Annotated in this window: 16 protein-coding genes and 2 pseudogenes; 10 read left to right on the top strand and 8 right to left on the bottom strand. The window is 41.7% G+C overall.

The genetic code is table 11. The annotated features are described in order from the left end of the window. The first annotated feature begins 328 nt into the window (after positions 1–328). Entirely contained in the window at positions 329–799 is a 471-nt protein-coding gene (locus tag I8748_RS04545; RefSeq protein WP_198123481.1) for a CRR6 family NdhI maturation factor, read from the top strand. 521 nt (positions 800–1320) lie between these two features. Here I8748_RS04545 and I8748_RS04540 read toward each other — a convergent pair. After that, positions 1321–2280, bottom strand: coding sequence for a glycosyltransferase family 9 protein (locus I8748_RS04540; RefSeq protein WP_198123480.1), 960 nt, complete (start codon positions 2278–2280; stop codon positions 1321–1323). A 214-nt stretch (positions 2281–2494) separates the two neighbouring features. On the opposite strand from I8748_RS04540, the gene ispD reads away from it, so the two are divergent. The 3 genes from ispD (at position 2495) to I8748_RS04525 (ending at position 4751) form a co-directional block, all read left to right on the top strand. Continuing rightward, positions 2495–3178 (top strand): 2-C-methyl-D-erythritol 4-phosphate cytidylyltransferase, encoded by a 684-nt coding sequence (gene ispD, locus I8748_RS04535; RefSeq protein ID WP_198123560.1) that lies wholly within the window; start codon positions 2495–2497, stop codon positions 3176–3178. 338 nt (positions 3179–3516) lie between these two features. After that, positions 3517–4089: an SMC-Scp complex subunit ScpB gene (gene scpB, locus I8748_RS04530; RefSeq protein ID WP_198123479.1), complete on the top strand. Its 573-nt coding sequence runs from the start codon at positions 3517–3519 to the stop codon at positions 4087–4089. Positions 4090–4412: 323 nt separating this feature from the next. Further along, positions 4413–4751: a DUF760 domain-containing protein gene (locus I8748_RS04525; protein WP_096552624.1), complete on the top strand. Its 339-nt coding sequence runs from the start codon at positions 4413–4415 to the stop codon at positions 4749–4751. A 139-nt stretch (positions 4752–4890) separates the two neighbouring features. Here I8748_RS04525 and I8748_RS04520 read toward each other — a convergent pair whose 3' ends face one another. Then, a complete protein-coding gene (locus I8748_RS04520; protein WP_198123478.1) occupies positions 4891–6096 on the bottom strand; it encodes an HhoA/HhoB/HtrA family serine endopeptidase in 1206 nt (401 codons plus the stop codon). A 244-nt stretch (positions 6097–6340) separates the two neighbouring features. Between I8748_RS04520 and I8748_RS04515 the strand changes: the two genes are divergently transcribed. Further along, positions 6341–7237: a LysM peptidoglycan-binding domain-containing M23 family metallopeptidase gene (locus tag I8748_RS04515; protein WP_198123477.1), complete on the top strand. Its 897-nt coding sequence runs from the start codon at positions 6341–6343 to the stop codon at positions 7235–7237. A gap of 29 nt (positions 7238–7266) precedes the next feature. Here I8748_RS04515 and I8748_RS04510 read toward each other — a convergent pair whose 3' ends face one another. From I8748_RS04510 to I8748_RS04495, 4 genes and pseudogenes are all read right to left on the bottom strand, one after another. Next, a complete protein-coding gene (locus tag I8748_RS04510) occupies positions 7267–8337 on the bottom strand; it encodes a cysteine hydrolase family protein (RefSeq protein WP_198123476.1) in 1071 nt (356 codons plus the stop codon). 474 nt (positions 8338–8811) lie between these two features. Beyond that, on the bottom strand, positions 8812–8985 hold the full coding sequence (locus tag I8748_RS04505; RefSeq protein WP_198123475.1) for a plasmid stabilization system protein: 174 nt from the start codon (positions 8983–8985) through the stop codon (positions 8812–8814). 115 nt (positions 8986–9100) lie between these two features. After that, positions 9101–9451 (bottom strand): annotated as a pseudogene (locus I8748_RS04500) (transposase); the annotation flags it as partial. Between the two features lie 87 nt (positions 9452–9538). Further along, positions 9539–10198: a hypothetical protein gene (locus I8748_RS04495; RefSeq protein ID WP_198123474.1), complete on the bottom strand. Its 660-nt coding sequence runs from the start codon at positions 10196–10198 to the stop codon at positions 9539–9541. Between the two features lie 66 nt (positions 10199–10264). Here I8748_RS04495 and I8748_RS04490 point away from each other — a divergent pair, with 66 nt between their 5' ends. Beyond that, complete coding sequence (locus I8748_RS04490) at positions 10265–10537, top strand: hypothetical protein (RefSeq protein WP_198123473.1); 273 nt, start codon at positions 10265–10267, stop codon at positions 10535–10537. Positions 10538–10600: 63 nt separating this feature from the next. On the opposite strand, the pseudogene I8748_RS04485 reads toward I8748_RS04490, so the two are convergent. Further along, a pseudogene (locus I8748_RS04485) lies at positions 10601–11008 on the bottom strand (transposase); the annotation flags it as partial. Between the two features lie 511 nt (positions 11009–11519). Here I8748_RS04485 and ispG point away from each other — a divergent pair. Both ispG and ctpC read left to right on the top strand, forming a co-directional pair. After that, positions 11520–12746 carry a (E)-4-hydroxy-3-methylbut-2-enyl-diphosphate synthase gene (gene ispG, locus I8748_RS04480; RefSeq protein WP_198123472.1) on the top strand — a complete coding sequence of 409 codons (1227 nt, stop codon included), beginning with the start codon at positions 11520–11522 and terminating at the stop codon, positions 12744–12746. A 236-nt stretch (positions 12747–12982) separates the two neighbouring features. Continuing rightward, positions 12983–14266 carry a carboxyl-terminal processing protease CtpC gene (gene ctpC / locus I8748_RS04475; RefSeq protein WP_198123471.1) on the top strand — a complete coding sequence of 428 codons (1284 nt, stop codon included), beginning with the start codon at positions 12983–12985 and terminating at the stop codon, positions 14264–14266. A 235-nt stretch (positions 14267–14501) separates the two neighbouring features. Here the strand turns inward: ctpC and I8748_RS04470 are convergent, their stop codons facing one another. Next, complete coding sequence (locus tag I8748_RS04470; protein ID WP_096552614.1) at positions 14502–14687, bottom strand: DDE transposase family protein; 186 nt, start codon at positions 14685–14687, stop codon at positions 14502–14504. Positions 14688–15042: 355 nt separating this feature from the next. Between I8748_RS04470 and I8748_RS04465 the strand changes: the two genes are divergently transcribed. Next, positions 15043–16029, top strand: a complete 987-nt coding sequence (locus I8748_RS04465) for a DUF6263 family protein (RefSeq protein WP_198123470.1) — start codon at positions 15043–15045, stop codon at positions 16027–16029. Positions 16030–16279: 250 nt separating this feature from the next. Further along, on the top strand, positions 16280–17509 hold a 1230-nt coding region (locus tag I8748_RS04460; RefSeq protein ID WP_198123469.1), incomplete at its 3' end, for a family 10 glycosylhydrolase.

Here is a 17509-nt window from a genome sequence, read left to right as displayed (position 1 = left end):
AGATTTTTCTTCAAATGTTGACCAAAACTAGGGTGTGGGGTGTGGGGAAGAGATAGCCCCAAACAAAAGGATACAGAGCAACTAAATCTATTGATGGAAAAGAAAAAGATGTATTTCTTATACTACGTATCTTGAAATACAGCGCCCTTGCAGAGAAATCCCTGCTTTGAAGTATGAGGTTCCCCACACCCTACACCCTACCCCCCACACCCTTCTCATCAATCGTGTTTTGATTTTGCTATGCGGCAAATCTAGCGTGAATCCCTGAAAGCTGGTACTGTGGATTCTCGATCCTACTGTTGAGCATAAAAAAGTGGCTGGTGAGTCAATGACAATCACGATCGCAATCAATACTGACTCCATTAACAATCTGGATCTGTCGCCTGCATTAACGGTAATTGAGCAATTGCTGCAAGAGGGAGTCGCTTCCCATGAACAGCAGCTAAGCTTTGATATTGACTTTACGCTAGAACCTGGCGATCCGCGAGAACTTTCAGAAATTCCAGAGTTACGGCTGTGGTTCGTCCGTTTGGATGCTAAATATCCTTGGTTACCATTTTTACTAGATTGGAAAGCTGGGGAATTAGCCCGTTACACTGCCATGCTTGTACCACACCAATTCAGTTCTAAAGAAGGTATTCAGTACAATCCTGAAGCTTTAGAAATCTTTTTGATGCACAAAATTTTTGTTTTGAGTGATTGGTTAAAACAGCAAAATATCCCGTGGCAATCGCGGCTCAAGTCTATGGCAAAAATGCTCGGATATGAATTAGATGATGCCTTGTTTGAGATATTTTGAACAGGGGATTGGGAATTGGGAATTGGAATTAGGACTTACGCAAAAACCTCTCAAACCCTCATTCCTCTGTGTCCTCTGCGTCGCGCCAGTTGCAACAAGAGCGGCTCGCCGCCCAACGCACTGGCTTCTCTGTGGTATCCTGCGGGAAGCCCTTCGGGTTCGGGAGTGACGCTCCTGCGTCGCTAACGCTGCGCTAACGCAATCGACGGGAACCGCCAAGATTGCGACTCCCTCACCGCTTGCGCGTCTACGATTTTCCGTTACCTGTGCGTAAGTCCTGGGAATTAGAAAGTTGAATAAAGCTTTGCTAGATGATTTTTTTGATTAAAAAGCCAAAATCCGCCAAATTTACCAGGTTAAATTTAGCGGATTTCAGGTGGTAATAGCACCAAAATTGGGTAGAGGTTATAAGCTCAAGACTAGATCTGTTCGATGGAAGTATTTGCCAGCTAAGACGCACTCACCAAACTACGAGTGTGGCGAAATTTTACAATGGCAGCATTTTTAAGAAAACCGCTGGTTTAACCACCCCAGATTTTCTCCAAAACAGTTTTTGGCGGAATATCTGCCACCTTACCAGTAGAGGATTTAATGGCTAGGAATCTATCGTTTTTGGGTAATAACTTTGCTGGTTCCGTGGAGCCAAATAATCCAATAGTATAGGTTTGTACTGCCACACTTAGGTGCAGTGGTGCGCTGTCTGTGGACAACATCAAATTCGCTCCAGCGATTATGGCAGCTAATTTACCGATATCATCTGGGGTAGTCACCTTGATTTCTGGAGAATACTCCAACAGCGATCGCACAAACTGCTCATTGTCAGCTCCTTTAACGACCACCACAGGCAAATCTGGTTGCTTGTATTGAAAGTCTTGAATAATTTGCTGCCAATTACCCACAGGATAGATTGTATCCGCATCTGTAGCCAGGGATACCTGGTCAGAACCGTTATAAATTAGGACATAGCCTGTTTCATTCACCCCTAAACGTTTTTGTTCCCTTTGTGCCCACTCAATATCTGGTTTGGGCACATTCAGTGCTAACTCTGGGGTAGGGGACTTAATACCTAATGGTTGCAGCAAGTCGTGGTAAACTGCTGCCGCATACTGAGACGGTTTAAACGGAACAACATCGGTGAGAAAAACGGCTCCTTTGCCTTGATAGCCAATGCGTTTGGGAATTCCTGTCAACCACAGGAAAAGACCCACTAACCAGCTTTGCCCAGCAGCGATGGCGACATCGTACTCGCGATCGCGAATCGAGCCTACCAGGTTGCCCCAATCTGCCAGACTGTTACGGTCTTTGAAATCAAAGGCCAGTACTTCATTTACTGACTTGCTCACCCGGTAGGCAGCCTTTGACCGGGGTTCAACAACGACATCTATCTGAGCGTTGGGGTAATAGCGCTTCAGGTCATCTAAAGTTGGAAAAAAGAGGATTTGATCGCCAATCCCACCAGGTACAAGGGCTACTACTCGCATAATATTTATTGACGCGTACTCGCTCCCTATTTTAGGGGAATATAGGTATTAGGGATTGGGTATTGGGGATTGGGTATTGGGAATAGGTAATTGGGAATTGGGAATTGGTAATTGGATTTTACTATTAGTCATCACATCTTACCCATTACCCATTACCCATTACCCATTACCCATTACCTATTCCCTATTGCCAGTTTCAAGATTGAGGATTTCTGTGTATTTATTAATTCCAGCTGCGGGAATCGGTAAAAGAATGGGGAGTAACCGAAATAAACTCCTGCTCGAAGTGCGATCGCAACCAATTATTGCTTGGACTCTGAAAGCGGCAGCAGCGGCCGGTACAATCGAGTGGATAGGAATTATTTCCCAACCCACCGATTGGCCAGATTTTAAAGCAATTCTCGCCGACCTCAAGCTCAGTAAACCTGTAGAACTAATTATTGGCGGCTCTACCAGGCAAGAATCGGTTTACAACGGCTTGCAAGCGCTGCCAGCTGCCGCAGAGCAAGTGTTAATTCACGATGGCGCTAGATGTTTAGTGACACCAGATTTACTTAATTCTTGTGCCCAAGCTATTCGCCAATGTCCTGGTTTAATTGCTGCCGTGCCTGTGAAAGACACAATCAAAGTTGTGGATGAAAATGGCATAATTCAAAGTACACCCGACCGACAGCAACTATGGGCAGCACAAACTCCCCAAGGTTTTAATGTCAAGTTGTTAAAACAGTGCCACGCTGAAGGTGTTCGTCAGGGGTGGGAAGTAACTGACGATGCGGCTTTGTTTGAGATGTGCGGTATCGAAGTGCAAATTGTCCCAGGTGAGGAGACAAATTTAAAAGTGACCACTCCACAAGATCTAGCGATCGCAGAATTTATCCTCAGCAGTCGAGGCTTGTAAAAATTCAATTAGAAGGGTGTGGCTCTTGTGGGTGCCGGGTGTAGAGTAATTGCTGTCAAGCTCTGTACCTCTATTAGTGCAGGGGAGGATGTACAAAAATACAATTAATTTTTTCTTCCCCACACTTCACACCCTAGTTTTGGTCAATTATGTGACAAAAATTTTGGACAAGCCACTAACCAAATCTGGTTATGTTAAGACATACTTGACTTTTGTCGAAAATTATTGTATAATCCCACACACCAGTTCATCATCCTGGTTAATTGTCAGTTGTTAGTTGTAGTTGCTAATGACAAATGACAAATGACAAATGACCAATGACAAATGACTAATGCCTAATGACTACAGCCACAGCGACTAAGATAGAAGCGATTCTCTACTTAAAGGGTAAGCCCTTGTCGCTCGGCGAAATTGCCGAGTATGCCGCGTGCGATCGCGCCACAGTTGAAGAAGGCATAATTGAACTGATTGACAATTATGCCCGTCGAGATAGCGCCTTAGAAGTTGTAGAAACTCCAAATGGTTACAGTCTGCAACTGCGGCCTGACTTTCATGACCTTGTACAAACACTAATTCCTGTAGAATTAGGTTTAGGCGCATTGCGAACTTTAGCAGCGATCGCCCTGAATAGCCCCATACTACAAAGCGAATTAATTGAATTACGCGGTTCTGGAGTATATCAACATGTTCCAGAACTAGTTGAACTTGGTTTTGTACGCAAACGCCGAGATAATGATTCTCGCTCCTACTCGTTACAAGTAACGTCAAAATTTCATCAATATTTCCAAATCGAGCAGCTTCCTCAGATATTGTCCAATAATCAAAAAGAAGAACAACTAGAACTAGACCTTACAGTCAAAGAAGAATCAGTAGCAGAAGGTAGGAGTGAGGAGCCAGAAGTGAGGAGTTAGGAGTCAGTTGTCAGTCTTTATTCTCACATCTCCCTCATCCCCCTAATCCCCCTCATCTCCCTCATCTTTCGATCTCCCCATCCCCCTAGTAGTTCACCACGGAAATGTTGACAGGTGAAGACCGGGGAAAGGGGAAAGGGGAAAGGGAAAGAAATTAAAAACATGCGCCCCTTTACCCCTTACCCTTTTCCCGCCTGTCAAAATCTTTTTGGCAAGCTACTAGCTTTCTTAAGGTAGAAGTAAAGCCTATACCCGTGGAGAATGCATAACCCTTGTACTATGGTTTAAAGTAGAATTAGCAACTCAGCTAAAAAAAACTGCCAATGGTGTTTGATCCTAACTTTTTGAATGACAACTCTGAGGAACACCCTAATCAGCTTCTTAATGACCACTTTGAGGAACAATCTAACCAGTTACTCAAATATTTGCAACATCAGTCTCCTGAAGTTCTAGCTCGCGTCGCTCAGTCCGTCAGCCCCGAAATTAAACAAATCATCTCGCAGAACGTCCAAGGGCTGGTGGGAATGCTCCCCGCGGAAAATTTCAATGTGCAAATTACTACAGATAGGGATAACTTAGCGGGGCTATTAGCGTCAGCGATGATGACAGGGTATTTCTTACGTCAGATGGAACAAAGAATGCATTTAGATCAAAAGTTATGACGTGGGGGTTAGAAGTTAGGAGTTAGAAGTTAGGAGTTCTGAGTTAAGGAAAGCTTTTAACAGCAAATTCCTTTTTCCAAACTTCAAACCACGATTTCTTATTCTTAACTCCTCACTCTTAACTCCTAGCTACTCTCAACTATTTGCTGGGATAAACTCCTGACTGCACTTTGAAAGTCTGAATTTTCCCGCTACGATTAACTTCGATTACCAAGATATCGCCAACTGAACTGGACTCTACCAGCTTTTGTACTTGGGCTGCTGTTTTAACTGGTTTACCGTTAATTTTTTGAATTACGTCTCCAGGAAGCAGTCCTGCCTTTGTTGCTGGTGAGTTTTCCATGACACCTTTAATAACAACGCCCGTGTCCTGCTGAATGTTCAGCTTGTTTTCTTGATTGATTTGCTGTTTTTTAGTGGGAGACAAATCTGCCATTTCAATCCCCAAGAAAGGATGTTCTGCACGCCCTTTGGTAAATAGTTCATTAGCAACGCGGGCAGCAGTTTCAATGGGAATGGCAAAACCAAGTCCTTGAGCATCGGCACGGATGGCAGTGTTAACACCAATAACTTCACCTTGGGCATTTAACAAAGGCCCACCAGAGTTACCTGGGTTAATTGCGGCATCGGTTTGGATAAAACTGACTCGCTTATCTGGAACACCAACTTGAGCGCTGGTGCGGTCTGTAGCGCTGATGATGCCAATGGTGACAGTATTATCTAAACCCAAAGGATTGCCAATAGCGATCGCCCACTGTCCAGGAATCAAATTTTGTGAATTGCCTAGCTTCACAGTGGGCAATTTATTTTCGGGAATTTTCACTACTGCCACATCTGTGATGGCATCAACTCCCACTACTTTACCCTCAAAAGTCCGACCATCTTTAAGAGTCACTTGTACTGTATCTGTATCCGCGACTACATGGGCATTAGTCAGCAATTCCCCATTTTCACTCAAAATAAATCCTGAACCTGTACCGCGCTCAATCCTCTCTTGGGGAATTGGTTGCTCATCCTCGCCAAAAAATCGGCGGAAGAAGGGATTTTTCAAAGCATCAGAGATGGGATTGGGAACTTTGCGGGTAGCATTAATTCGTACTACCGCTGGGCCGACCTTTTGCACAGCCGTGGCAATAAAATTGACATTATCGCCTCCAGTAGGGCTATTGATTCCACTCACAGAATTAGGAACTACTGATTCTGGAGGCGAAGCCACTGTGACATTTTTTAACTGTTGAAACGAGTGATTTTGTGGCAATAGATAGCGACTGCTTAACAAACCTGCACCGCCACCGATCGCCAGTATAGATAGATAGATAGCCAGTTGCTTTAAGGATAATTTCATAATCATCAAGTTTAAGGACAGCAGTGCAGTTGCTAATTTCTAAGTGTAGTCAAGCAAACGGCAACTGGACAGATGCATTTAGATAGAAAAAGAAAAGATTTTGGGAATGGGGCATTGGGCATGGGGTATTACTTATTTCGCTTGTCCCCTCATCTCCCTCATCTCCCTCATCCCCCTCATCCATCCCCCAATCCCCAAACTCGCCATCTAAAATTTAAAATTAGCGCTCTCTTGAAGTATATATATGGCTTTTCCCTATCGTCTGTTTTTGCTCTGTAGCTTGGTTAGCACTGTTGGACTAGTATCGACACTTGGAAATTTCAACAGTGCTGATGCTGCTGTACCGGGTTGTCCAATTCCAGCCCTATCTCGCTTCCAACGTCATAAAGTTGCTCGTGGTGAGACTTTGGACAGCATAGCCCAGCGCTACAATCTCAATCCTGCAACAATTATTGATATGAATCCAGGTTTGAGAAATGGCGGTCTGACTGTTGGTAGCGAACTTCAAATTGCTCCTTACAATGGGATTGTTGTGGAAGTGCCCAGCGGTCAAACTTGGCGACAAGTCGCAGCAAAGTATAAAGTCCGTGCGGATACACTGTTTGAGGTGAATGGTTGTCAACAAAACCCTAGAATGGTGTTTATTCCATCGGGAAATACATCACCGAATCGCCCCGTTAGCGCGTCTGTTGCGCCTGCTGGTAGAGAAGCAAGCAGCAGTGTATCTATATCAGGGTATCCTTTAGCACAAGCTAAAACTGTAGGATTACCTTATGGCTGGCAGACTAATCCTAATACTGGAGAAGTGTTCTTTCATAGCGGTGTAGATTTATTAGCACCAGTAGGTACCCCTGTAGAAGCGATCGCCCCTGGAACAGTGGTATTTGCTAAAGATCAAGGTACTTATGGCAAATTGGTAATTATTAACCACAGTGGCGGACTTCAAAGCCGCTATGCCCAACTTGACAGTATCAAAGTTAGCGTTGGTCAGCAAGTCAACAAAGGAGACTTGGTAGGAACAGTTGGTACTACTGGACAACCGACTTCCAAGCAACCTCACCTCCATTTTGAAATGCGTGCTAGCTCAGATTTAGGTTGGGTAGCAAAAGATCCCAAAGATTATCTGAAGTCATCAAGATGAGGGAGATGAAAAAGCAGGGGGAGAAATAACTAATGCCCTATGCCCCATGCCCCATGACCCATTCCCAATTTCCAATTCCCAAATTCCGTAGATTTGACGATGTGCATTCCTGCTTGTGCAAACCTTGTAAATGCTGCATCTGCCTGTTCTGTGTAGTCAACAACACCCGGAACCACAACGGGGGAAGTGCAATCTTCTAGCAAATAGATTTTTTGAGCCAAGGAAGCATCTACCTGATTAATTTCTGTTAATAAATCCTCAATTGTCCAGGCTACACAGTGACTTTTAGCTTGACCGCCAATAATGACAGCATCAAATTCTAAAAGTTGCTTAATCAAACCTGTATTCTTTTGGGCAAGTGGACGTTGCTCAAAATCTTCCAATACTTCTGGACGTAAAATTGAATAATTTTCTGTTAAGGGATTCTCACCTTTAATTTCAAATTGCGTTTGACTCTGACGAGCAATACAGTGAAAAAAGATTGCTTCCTCTATCGATGAAACTAAAGCATGACCAATGCCGCCCAACATTGAATGATAAGGCCAAACAATGAGAGGATATTTACCATTTTGAGTTAGTTGTTGGACGTAATAATAAGCGTGTTTTTCTAATAATTCGTAATCGCCGTTAGTAATACTATAAGAAACTGGTGGATTAACTTTCCAAATTCCTTGTTCTATATCTGCTGGAGTGATATTAGTCGCTGCTGGTGTAGGATGTTCACCTGCGGCATTCACCCAAAAAATCGGGTGAAAAATTTGCATTGCTTTGTGAGTGTCTAATGTCGGTATAATTGTTGTAATCGCTTGTAAATTACGATAGATAAACTCACACAATCGCCGATTATCAACTACTGCACCAGTTCCTGATTTTCCTCCGACAAATAATTCATATTCTGGGATGCAGAAGGTGTTTTGAACATCAATTAAGAGTAGGCAAATCCGGGTTTTATCTAAAGATGCTGGTTTGATATCATGTTGTTTCGCCCATACTTCAGCTTCAGCAGCGCGTTGTTGGTAGGGTACACGCCAGACTTCGCCGACTTGATTGGGGTTAAAGTGTTGCGGTATTGGGAGTTGAGTTTGTATTTGAGTATTCATATAAAATCTGCACTGATGGTTGAATTTAGGACTTACGCAAGAACTCTCTGAAACTCCTATTCCTACCCTACCCTGCGGGAACCCTCTTCGAGGGAACGGGTTCTGCTTCGCAGTACGTGTCCTTTGCGTCCTTTGTGAAGCAGTCGCAATCTTGGACGGCACTTCCTTCAAGCCGGGAAACCCGTCCAACGGAGTGCCTCTGCCTTGCGTCGATTGCGTTAGCGCAGCGTTAGCGACGCAGGAGCGTCACTGCTGAACCCGTTCGGCGAAGCCGTTCCCGAAGGGTAGGGTGGTTCGTTTTTTCATAATTTTGCGTAAGTCCTGGAATTATTAGGGTTGGTTTAGTTAAAAACAATACTTAATTTAGTAAACATCATCATGAGAGCCTAATGTTAGCAATAAAATTTATTCTTCTCCTGATTCAGGATTTGTAAAAAATCTAAATAAAAGACGATTACTATAATCAATCGAACATTAGTATCTACTCGATAAATCACCTTTGGGCTTGTGGCTACGTAAACTAGGATGAAATGGATCTTCAGCTATTTGTTGTAATACTTGCTCAATTTGAGAACGTAATTCCAGATTTTTATTAAGTACACATTTAAAAGCTCGAATAAAAGTTAGACTCCAAACCAAATTTTTCATTTGTCCAACTTAGCCATTAAGTCTGCAACTGAACCACGCCGGACATTACCCTGAGCATAATCACTCTCTGCTTGTGCGATTTGTTTTAATAATTCATCCCGTCGCTTTGGTTTGAGACGCTTTGACTGTCAATGATTGCCTCGGATGGGCTTGGGTGGCGTTCTATCTCAATTCGAGTCCAATCTTTGAGTTGATCATGAATCATCAGCCAAGTCCCATCAATGCGCCAATTGCGAAAATATGTATACACAGTCTGCCAGGGAGGAAAATCTCCCGGTAGCGTTCCCGCTTCGGGTTGCCGCAGGCATCGCCATCTGACTCCCTCTGTCAAAATGTAGAAAATTGCGTTCAGCACTTCCCACATATCAACTTCACGCTTGCGACCACCCGGTTTCGCTTCCGGAATTAAGTCACTCATTAATTGATATAGTTCCAAACTTAGGTTACTAGGGTAAGCTTTACTCATACCACTCTCTCGGTGCTGTTTATTATCTATACGAGCGCGTATACTGAGAGAGCTTTTTTACAACATCCCCTACTTTTCAAACAACCTCTAAGACATGGCGATCGCTAATCCGTCGAACATTAACTCAAAAGCTTTATACATGCGATCAATCATATTAGAAATGTTATTCATCTCTTCATGGTTTAGCTGTATATTATTGAGGTATAATTGAATTTTATCCTCAAAAAGTTCGTGTTTTTTCTCAATGCCAAGATGATGATTGGAAAAATATTTGAACTTATGATTATAGTTGTGTTTATCGACAAAATTAGCAACAGATTCAAAAAAAACATGGCCCGCTGATTCTAACGTTAGTATGATAATAATTCTTTCATAGTCATAAGTAGCCCGAAATACTTCTGACATCAGAGAAAAAGTGGCATCTCTTACATCTGCATGAGGTTTACTATATAAAACCTGCAAGTTTGGTTGTTCCAAATTCATTAGTTCCAGGTCATCTAAAAACCACTTTTCATGACCTACATCTTCCATAAGATGCTGTCGAACAAGTTGATAGTATTCTTTATCAGTAACTTGGGATAAATTTATTCTCAATAAGTCTTGGAACGACATTACCCAAAAACTAATATTGTGAGCTATTACGGCAAATTCATTCAATTTGTATTTACCGCTATTTAATTTTTGAGATAGCTGATTATTTATCAGCGTCTTTTGTTTGGCTATGAGATATTCTTGTGCAATCATCATATTTTTCTTGGTTTTTTTTAAGATACCTTTATTGCCCGCGATTGTAAAGGTGCAACTGGGTCAAAATTGCTTTATGCTGCAAAGCTTGCTGGTCACTTTGTCAAAGAAAATCCCAATGACCAGGATTTGCAAAACCTTGTAACCACTTTGGGGTATTGCGACTATTACACCACTCAACCAGTGCCACTACTAGAAATAGAGCAATACAAGCTTGTCACCATCAAAGCTTACGCTTGTGACTTAGAGAAAATCCAACAATTACAAAAGCTTTGGGGATTAGGGTCAATCAACTGTTGGAATAGTGGAGTTGCTCGTTTATTCATTTATACTTTTAAATAACTCATCTGTTCGATAAAGTTATTCAGTTATGTGCGCTTTCTTTTAACGGGACTTAAACAAAAATTATGCCCAAATGAAGCCCAAACTAGCTTTATAAGCAGCAAACAAGTCACGATGAACGGTCAGCCAGTCAAAAAACCGAAAAGACATAGCTGTTCGGAAGGCTTCTAAAGCTTCAATAAAAGTGTTCAAATCTTTGTTTGCCCATGTTCGTCTTAACCCCCCAGTCAGCTGATGCCAAAGAATAAAAGTATAGGCACAGAACACCAAGATAAAATGCCTCATTAGACTTCTTTTATCTCGCACTTGATATTCTTTCAATCCTAACCAGCCCTTGGCCTCTCGATAAAAAAACTCCACCCAATTTCTTTGAGAATAGGTATTGACTATCCATTCTGAGGTGACAATTGATGAAGAAATATTAGTGATAAAATAGTCGATATCAGTAGCTTCTGAGAAGGTTGCAGCGTTTTTTGTAGTTTATCCAATTAGAGAATGTTGCAGTTGAAAATGCTATTGAGGTTGTAATTGCAAACCTGATAATACTACCAACCTGATTCTGCACCACTTCCCTCAAGTTAAATACCCTACGCATAAGTCTTATTAAATGTATTATTTATACATATGTTGTCTGTAGTGGTATTTTTGATACAAGGGAAAATTTACTGATAATGATTAAGATATTTCAGGCTTTTTAAATAAATTTACGGTACTGCTAGCGATACTGGCTAATAAATATACCTATTTTTGGGAATTAGATACTGAGTTAAAAACAAATTCGATAATTTTTCCGCTCTTTACCCAGTCCTCAGTACCCAATCCCTAACTCCCAGTCCCTTTTACTTGGTGATCCTTCTCCACTTGACTCTTTATTTTCTTTTTTGCTATCTCGTTGTCCACAAAAGCTCTTACTGTGGCAATCTGAAAGACAGAGACTTTTCCATCTGATATTGAGCTACAGCAAATTCACCGAACTAAGGTTATGCAAACTCTGCCAACCCCCACAACATCCGACACCACATCAAGCCAACCCACATTTGATACAACTATCAAACGGCGTAAAACCAGACCTGTAAAGGTGGGAAATGTCACAATTGGCGGTGGCTATCCCGTGGTGGTGCAGTCGATGATTAACGAAGACACTCTTGATATCGATGGTTCCGTTGCAGCTATTCGTCGTTTGCACGAAATTGGTTGTGAAATTGTCCGCGTTACAGTGCCAAGCATAGCTCACGCTGTAGCATTGGCAGAAATCAAACAAAAATTAATTAAAACTTACCAAGACGTACCAATAGTCGCCGATGTGCATCACAATGGCATGAAAATTGCCTTGGAAGTCGCCAAGCACATAGAGAAAGTACGGATTAATCCAGGGTTGTATGTATTTGAAAAACCCAACCCCAATAGAACAGAATATACCAAAGCTGAATTCGATGAAATTGGTGAAAAAATCCGCGCAACCCTAGAACCTCTTGTGGTTTCTTTGCGTGACCAGGGTAAAGCGATGCGAATCGGGGTAAATCACGGTTCCCTTGCTGAAAGGATGCTGTTTACATACGGTGACACTCCAGAAGGAATGGTGGAATCTGCTTTAGAATTCATTCGCATTTGTGAATCTTTAGATTTTCGTAACATAGTCATTTCCATGAAAGCCTCGCGGGTACCTGTAATGGTAGCCGCCTATCGCCTTTTGGCAAAACGCTTTGATGAACTGGGTATGGATTATCCTCTGCATTTGGGCGTGACAGAAGCCGGTGATGGTGAATACGGACGCATTAAATCCACGGCTGGTATTGCTACATTGCTCGCTGATGGAATTGGAGATACAATTCGGGTGTCACTGACAGAACCACCAGAAAACGAAATTCCTGTTTGCTACAGCATTCTGCAAGCTTTAGGATTGCGGAAAACAATGGTGGAATATGTCGCTTGTCCTTCCTGTGGACGCACTTTGTTTAATTTAGAAGAAGTCCTGCACAAAGTCCGCGAAGCCACCAAGCATTTAACTGGGTTAGACATAGCAGTTATGGGTTGTATTGTGAATGGCCCAGGAGAAATGGCTGATGCAGATTATGGCTACGTTGGCAAGACCCCTGGTTACATTTCTTTGTACCGTGGTAGAGAAGAAATTAAAAAAGTCCCAGAAACACAAGGAGTTGAAGAATTGATCAACCTAATTAAAGCAGATGGACGCTGGGTAGAACCTTGAATAAATTGGGGAATTGGGAATTAGGAATTGGGAATTGGGAATTGGGTATTAGTTATTTCTCCCCCTACTCTCTACTCCCTACTCCCTACTCCCTAATCCCTACTCCCCATGCCCAGTTCGCCGGATTGTCAAGTATTTTAATGAAATTAGAAATACATGCTCGACCGTTACAGTAGTACCCTGTGTTAGATTGGGCATACTGACTATAATTTTTTCCCTCTGACAAAGCTGTCATTATGGTGATTACAAAAAATAGGCTTGTTTTGGGTGCTACGGCAGTAACACTCTCCACGATCGCAGTTACTAGCCTTGGCATTCACTCACGAGGTCAGGCTTTATTTAAAGCTAGTCCCAAGGAAACGGTAGACGAAGTTTGGCAAATTGTTAACCGCCAATACGTAGATGGTACTTTTAACCAAGTAGATTGGCAGGCTGTTCGTAAGGAGTACTTGAACAAGTCCTACAGTAGTCAGCAAGAAGCTTACAAGTCCATCCGGGAAATGCTCAAAAAGCTCAATGACCCATACACCCGGTTTATGGATCCAGAGGAATTCAAGAATATGCAAGTGGATACCTCTGGAGAACTCACAGGTATTGGTATCACAATCAGTCAGGATGAAAAAACCAAGCAACTAGTTGTGATTGCGCCAATTGAAGATACACCTGCATTTAAAGCCGGAATTCTAGCAAAAGATGAGATTTTGGAAATTAACGGCAAAAGTACCAAGGGGATGGATACTAACGAGGCAGTATCTCTAATCCGAGGTGAAGCTGGAACAAAAGTCAAACTGGCAATCAGGCGTAACAATCAAATCAAACAATTTGATATCACACGGGCGCGGATTGAAATCCATCCGGTGAAGTATTCCCAAAAACAAACACCAGTGGGCAACCTTGGTTACATTCGCTTGAATCAGTTCAGCGCCAATGCTGGCAAGGAAATGCAAACCGCCATTAAAGATTTAGAATCGAAAAAGGTAGCTGGATATGTTCTAGATCTACGTGGTAATCCAGGTGGCTTACTATTCTCTAGTGTGGAAATTGCCCGTATGTGGCTGAATAAAGGTACAATTGTTTCCACAATTGACCGCGCAGGTGAGCGAGAGCGGGAAACAGCCAATGGACGGGCTTTAACAAATAAACCTCTGGTAGTGTTGGTGGATAAAGGTTCAGCCAGTGCCAGTGAAATTCTCTCAGGAGCGTTGCAGGATAACAAGCGTGCAACTCTAGTCGGTACTCAAACCTTTGGCAAGGGACTAGTACAATCGGTACGTCCTTTGGAAGATGGTTCGGGACTAGCAGTAACTATTGCTAAATACCACACACCTAGTGATAAAGATATTAATAAGCATGGGATTGATCCAGATGTCAAAGTGGAGTTGACTGATGCTCAACGACAGGATTTATGGCTCAATGAACGCGATAAACTCGCTACATTAGCAGATCCCCAATTCGCCAAAGCAGTAGAAGTCCTAGGCAAACAAATTGCTGCTAAAGGAACTACGAATGCAGAAAAATAGGGGAATGGGGAGTAGGGAGTGGTGAGTAGGTGAGTCCACTTGCCGTCTTGGCGCTTTGCGTCGTTAGCGCAGCGTTAGTGAGTCTTCTCCCAAGGGGAGACGCCAAGGGCGAACGAGCGTCTGGCAAAGTGGCGTTAGCGCAGCGTTAGCGAGCTTGCGAGCGTCACCCGAAGGGGAGTAGGGGGAGAAATAACTAATTCCCAATGCCCCATGCCCCATGCCCAATTCCTTTGAACTAAACTGGTTGGCATTTGCCAGCTCTAATTAATCCAATGCGACGGGCGATCGCTTCTTCTTCGGAAGTAAAAGGCCCCCATTGTTCTATAATCTCTGGATTATCGTCCCCAACTTGGTTGCTGGGGACGATTTCACAATTTCCAGTAGGACGCTTGACAATATACAAAGCTTGTGTATTGCTCATATGCTAGAAATAAAAATTTTGTTTTTTACAGAAAAATTTTACGGCATACTTCAAATATCTACGCGGACACAAACCAGATTTCTAAATTAGGCTTCCCTTGCTTTAGTTTGCACATTCCGAATACTCTTGAGCAGGTCAAGAGTGAAATATGATTACGTAATATCCTGGGTTGGTGATTTTGTAGATTATACCAATTCTCTTAAATCTGGCAACACATTCAAACCCCGAAACCCACGCTATATCTGAGTACAGACGATTCGGCGAATCGTCTCTACAATTACGAATTACGAATTACGAATTACGAATTAGTATTAATCGGCTAAGATGCAAATCGATCTTATCCTTACTCAACCTCATGAAAAGAACCTTTGTTATTGGTGGGATGATTTTTCTGATTGCTGAATTGGGATTACAGCCTTCAGTCACACCCGTCAAAGCAAAAACTCCATTGGAAGCTAAACAAGTAGTCAATAATGCTACGAAAATTTCCCTCGCTATCAAACAACCCCAAATAGAATTGCTCAATGCAGGAACTGGAACTAAACAAAAACTGCGTTTCCAACCTCCAGTTAACTTTAAGCAAACAGCAGTTATGACTGTAAATATGAACATGGCAATATCGATTGCAGGTAAACCCTTACCTACTTTCAAACAGCCAGCGACTGTGATGACCCTACAAACAAATGTCACCAAAATTGATCCCAATGGAGATATTCACTACGACTTTTCTTACTCTGATCTAAATTTTATAGGTGATACAAATATGCCGTCACAATTATTAAATACAGTACGTTCGCAACTAAAAAAGATAGTTGGTACTAAGGGTTCTGTGATTGTAGATAATCGCGGCTACACGAAACAAGTTAAGTTGGTTTTGCCCACGGATTTAGATCCAAACCTCAAACAAATTATGCAGCAAATGACGAATTCTTTAGAACAACTTTCTTCGCCAGTTCCTCAAGAAGCTGTGGGTATAGGATCTCAGTGGCGAGTTACTTCGACGCTGAATGTTGGTGGAATGAATCTCAAACAGATAGCTACTTATCAGTTAGTAAATCTGAAAAATAATGTTGCTACCCTCAACATCAACGTCAAACAGTTAGCATCATCATTCCAAAAGTTGACTACACCAGGACTGCCTCCAGGAGTAACATTAACTGTAAAATCCTATGATGGGACGGGTCAAGGACAATCAACTCTGGCACTGAACCAACTGATGCCAACTCGTTCAGCCATATCTTTTGATAGTAATACAGAGATGATTCAAAAATCTCAAGGTAGTGCAGAACAAACAACAATCAATCAAAAATTATCTATGGCAATGACCATTGAGTCTAAGTAATTATCTGTTTTGCATGTGTTGCCTTGTTTTGGAGAATTGATATAACTTGAAAATTTCTGCTTCTTGATAGGGCAACTTCTATTACACTGTTACGCGATTTCAGAAAATATTGTCTAAATTCATTTGGTTAATTTGGCTAATCAAACCCACTACAACATAATTTTTTTAGAGATTAATTTGGGAAAATACAGATGCCAAATTGTAGCAATCTGTATATAGTTTTAATTTTCCAGAAAATCATCTTCTTACTATGTCGCACCAAAAGAAAAAGCCAAATGGATGTGGATGCTCAAATATTCCGTTATCTCTAATCATACTGATCTTTGGAGGTGGTTATTGGTGGTTCAGCCAGAAAGGGAATCTAGACATCAGTAAATTTTTAGTTAATATTCAACAAATAACTATTCCGATTTTGAATTCTAGTCCAATTGCTTATTCAACTCCTAATCCAATTACTTCTTCAACTCCCACACCATTTTTATCAAGCGCTAAAAATCTTCAATCAAATCAAAAACAAGCTGTAATTCCAACAATCACACGTCCAAAAACGCCATTACTCCAAACTCCTTGGGAGAAAAAAGTAATTAGAGGAATTTATTTAAGTCGCTACCAAATCACCAATAATACTGACGAGCAAACTATTCGCGAAAGAGTGCGTTACTATCGCTCTCAAGGAATTAATACGATTATTCACGGTGTTTGGGGTAATGGTTGCACAATGTACAATAGCGAAGTTTTGCAGCAAACGCTAGGGTATAAAAGTTGCCCAAATCAGTTTCAAGACCGATGGTTAGATTGGTTGATTGATGAGGCACACAAACAGGGTATGCAAGTTCACGCTTATTTCGAGAAAGGGATTAAAATAGACAAAAACAGTCCAATTTATGATTTAGCGATTTCTCGCCAATGGGTTGTTCCTGGTGTAGATAAAACCTACGTTGGTATCGATCATTATGTTCTTGATGTGCAGATTCCTAATGTTGGTAATTTATTTAAGAATATCTTAGTAGAGTTCGTCCAAAAGTATCCCAAGATTGATGCAGTTCAATGGGATGATTATCTAGGTTATTATGCTGAATTACCTGGCAAAATTGATCGCACTGCTAAATTAACTAAATTTTTGCAGCAAATGATAACTGCAATGAAACAAGCTAATTCTTCAGTTAGTTTTGATATTTGTCATCATAACCCTTATTGGGCTAAACGATATTTTGCAGCTGATTGGCAAAAGTGGCATGTGGATAGAGTGTTTATTCAAGCTTATAATGAGGCAAATTTCAAAGAAGAATTAAATTATGCTAAAAATTATGCTGGAATTGCTATTACCGACCAACAATTACATCGCTTAAAAGAATTAGTAGATAACCAGGAAATCAAGAGTATTTTAGTTTTTCCTCTCTCTGGTAAACCAGAAGAAACAGCTTCTAGATTAAAAATATTGACGCAATATGAAGAGCGGGGGAGCAGGGGAGCGGGGGAG

The organism is Amazonocrinis nigriterrae CENA67 (genome assembly GCF_016056305.1).
GTDB lineage: Bacteria > Cyanobacteriota > Cyanobacteriia > Cyanobacteriales > Nostocaceae > Amazonocrinis > Amazonocrinis nigriterrae.
This window is presented reverse-complemented; position numbering and strand designations above follow the sequence as displayed.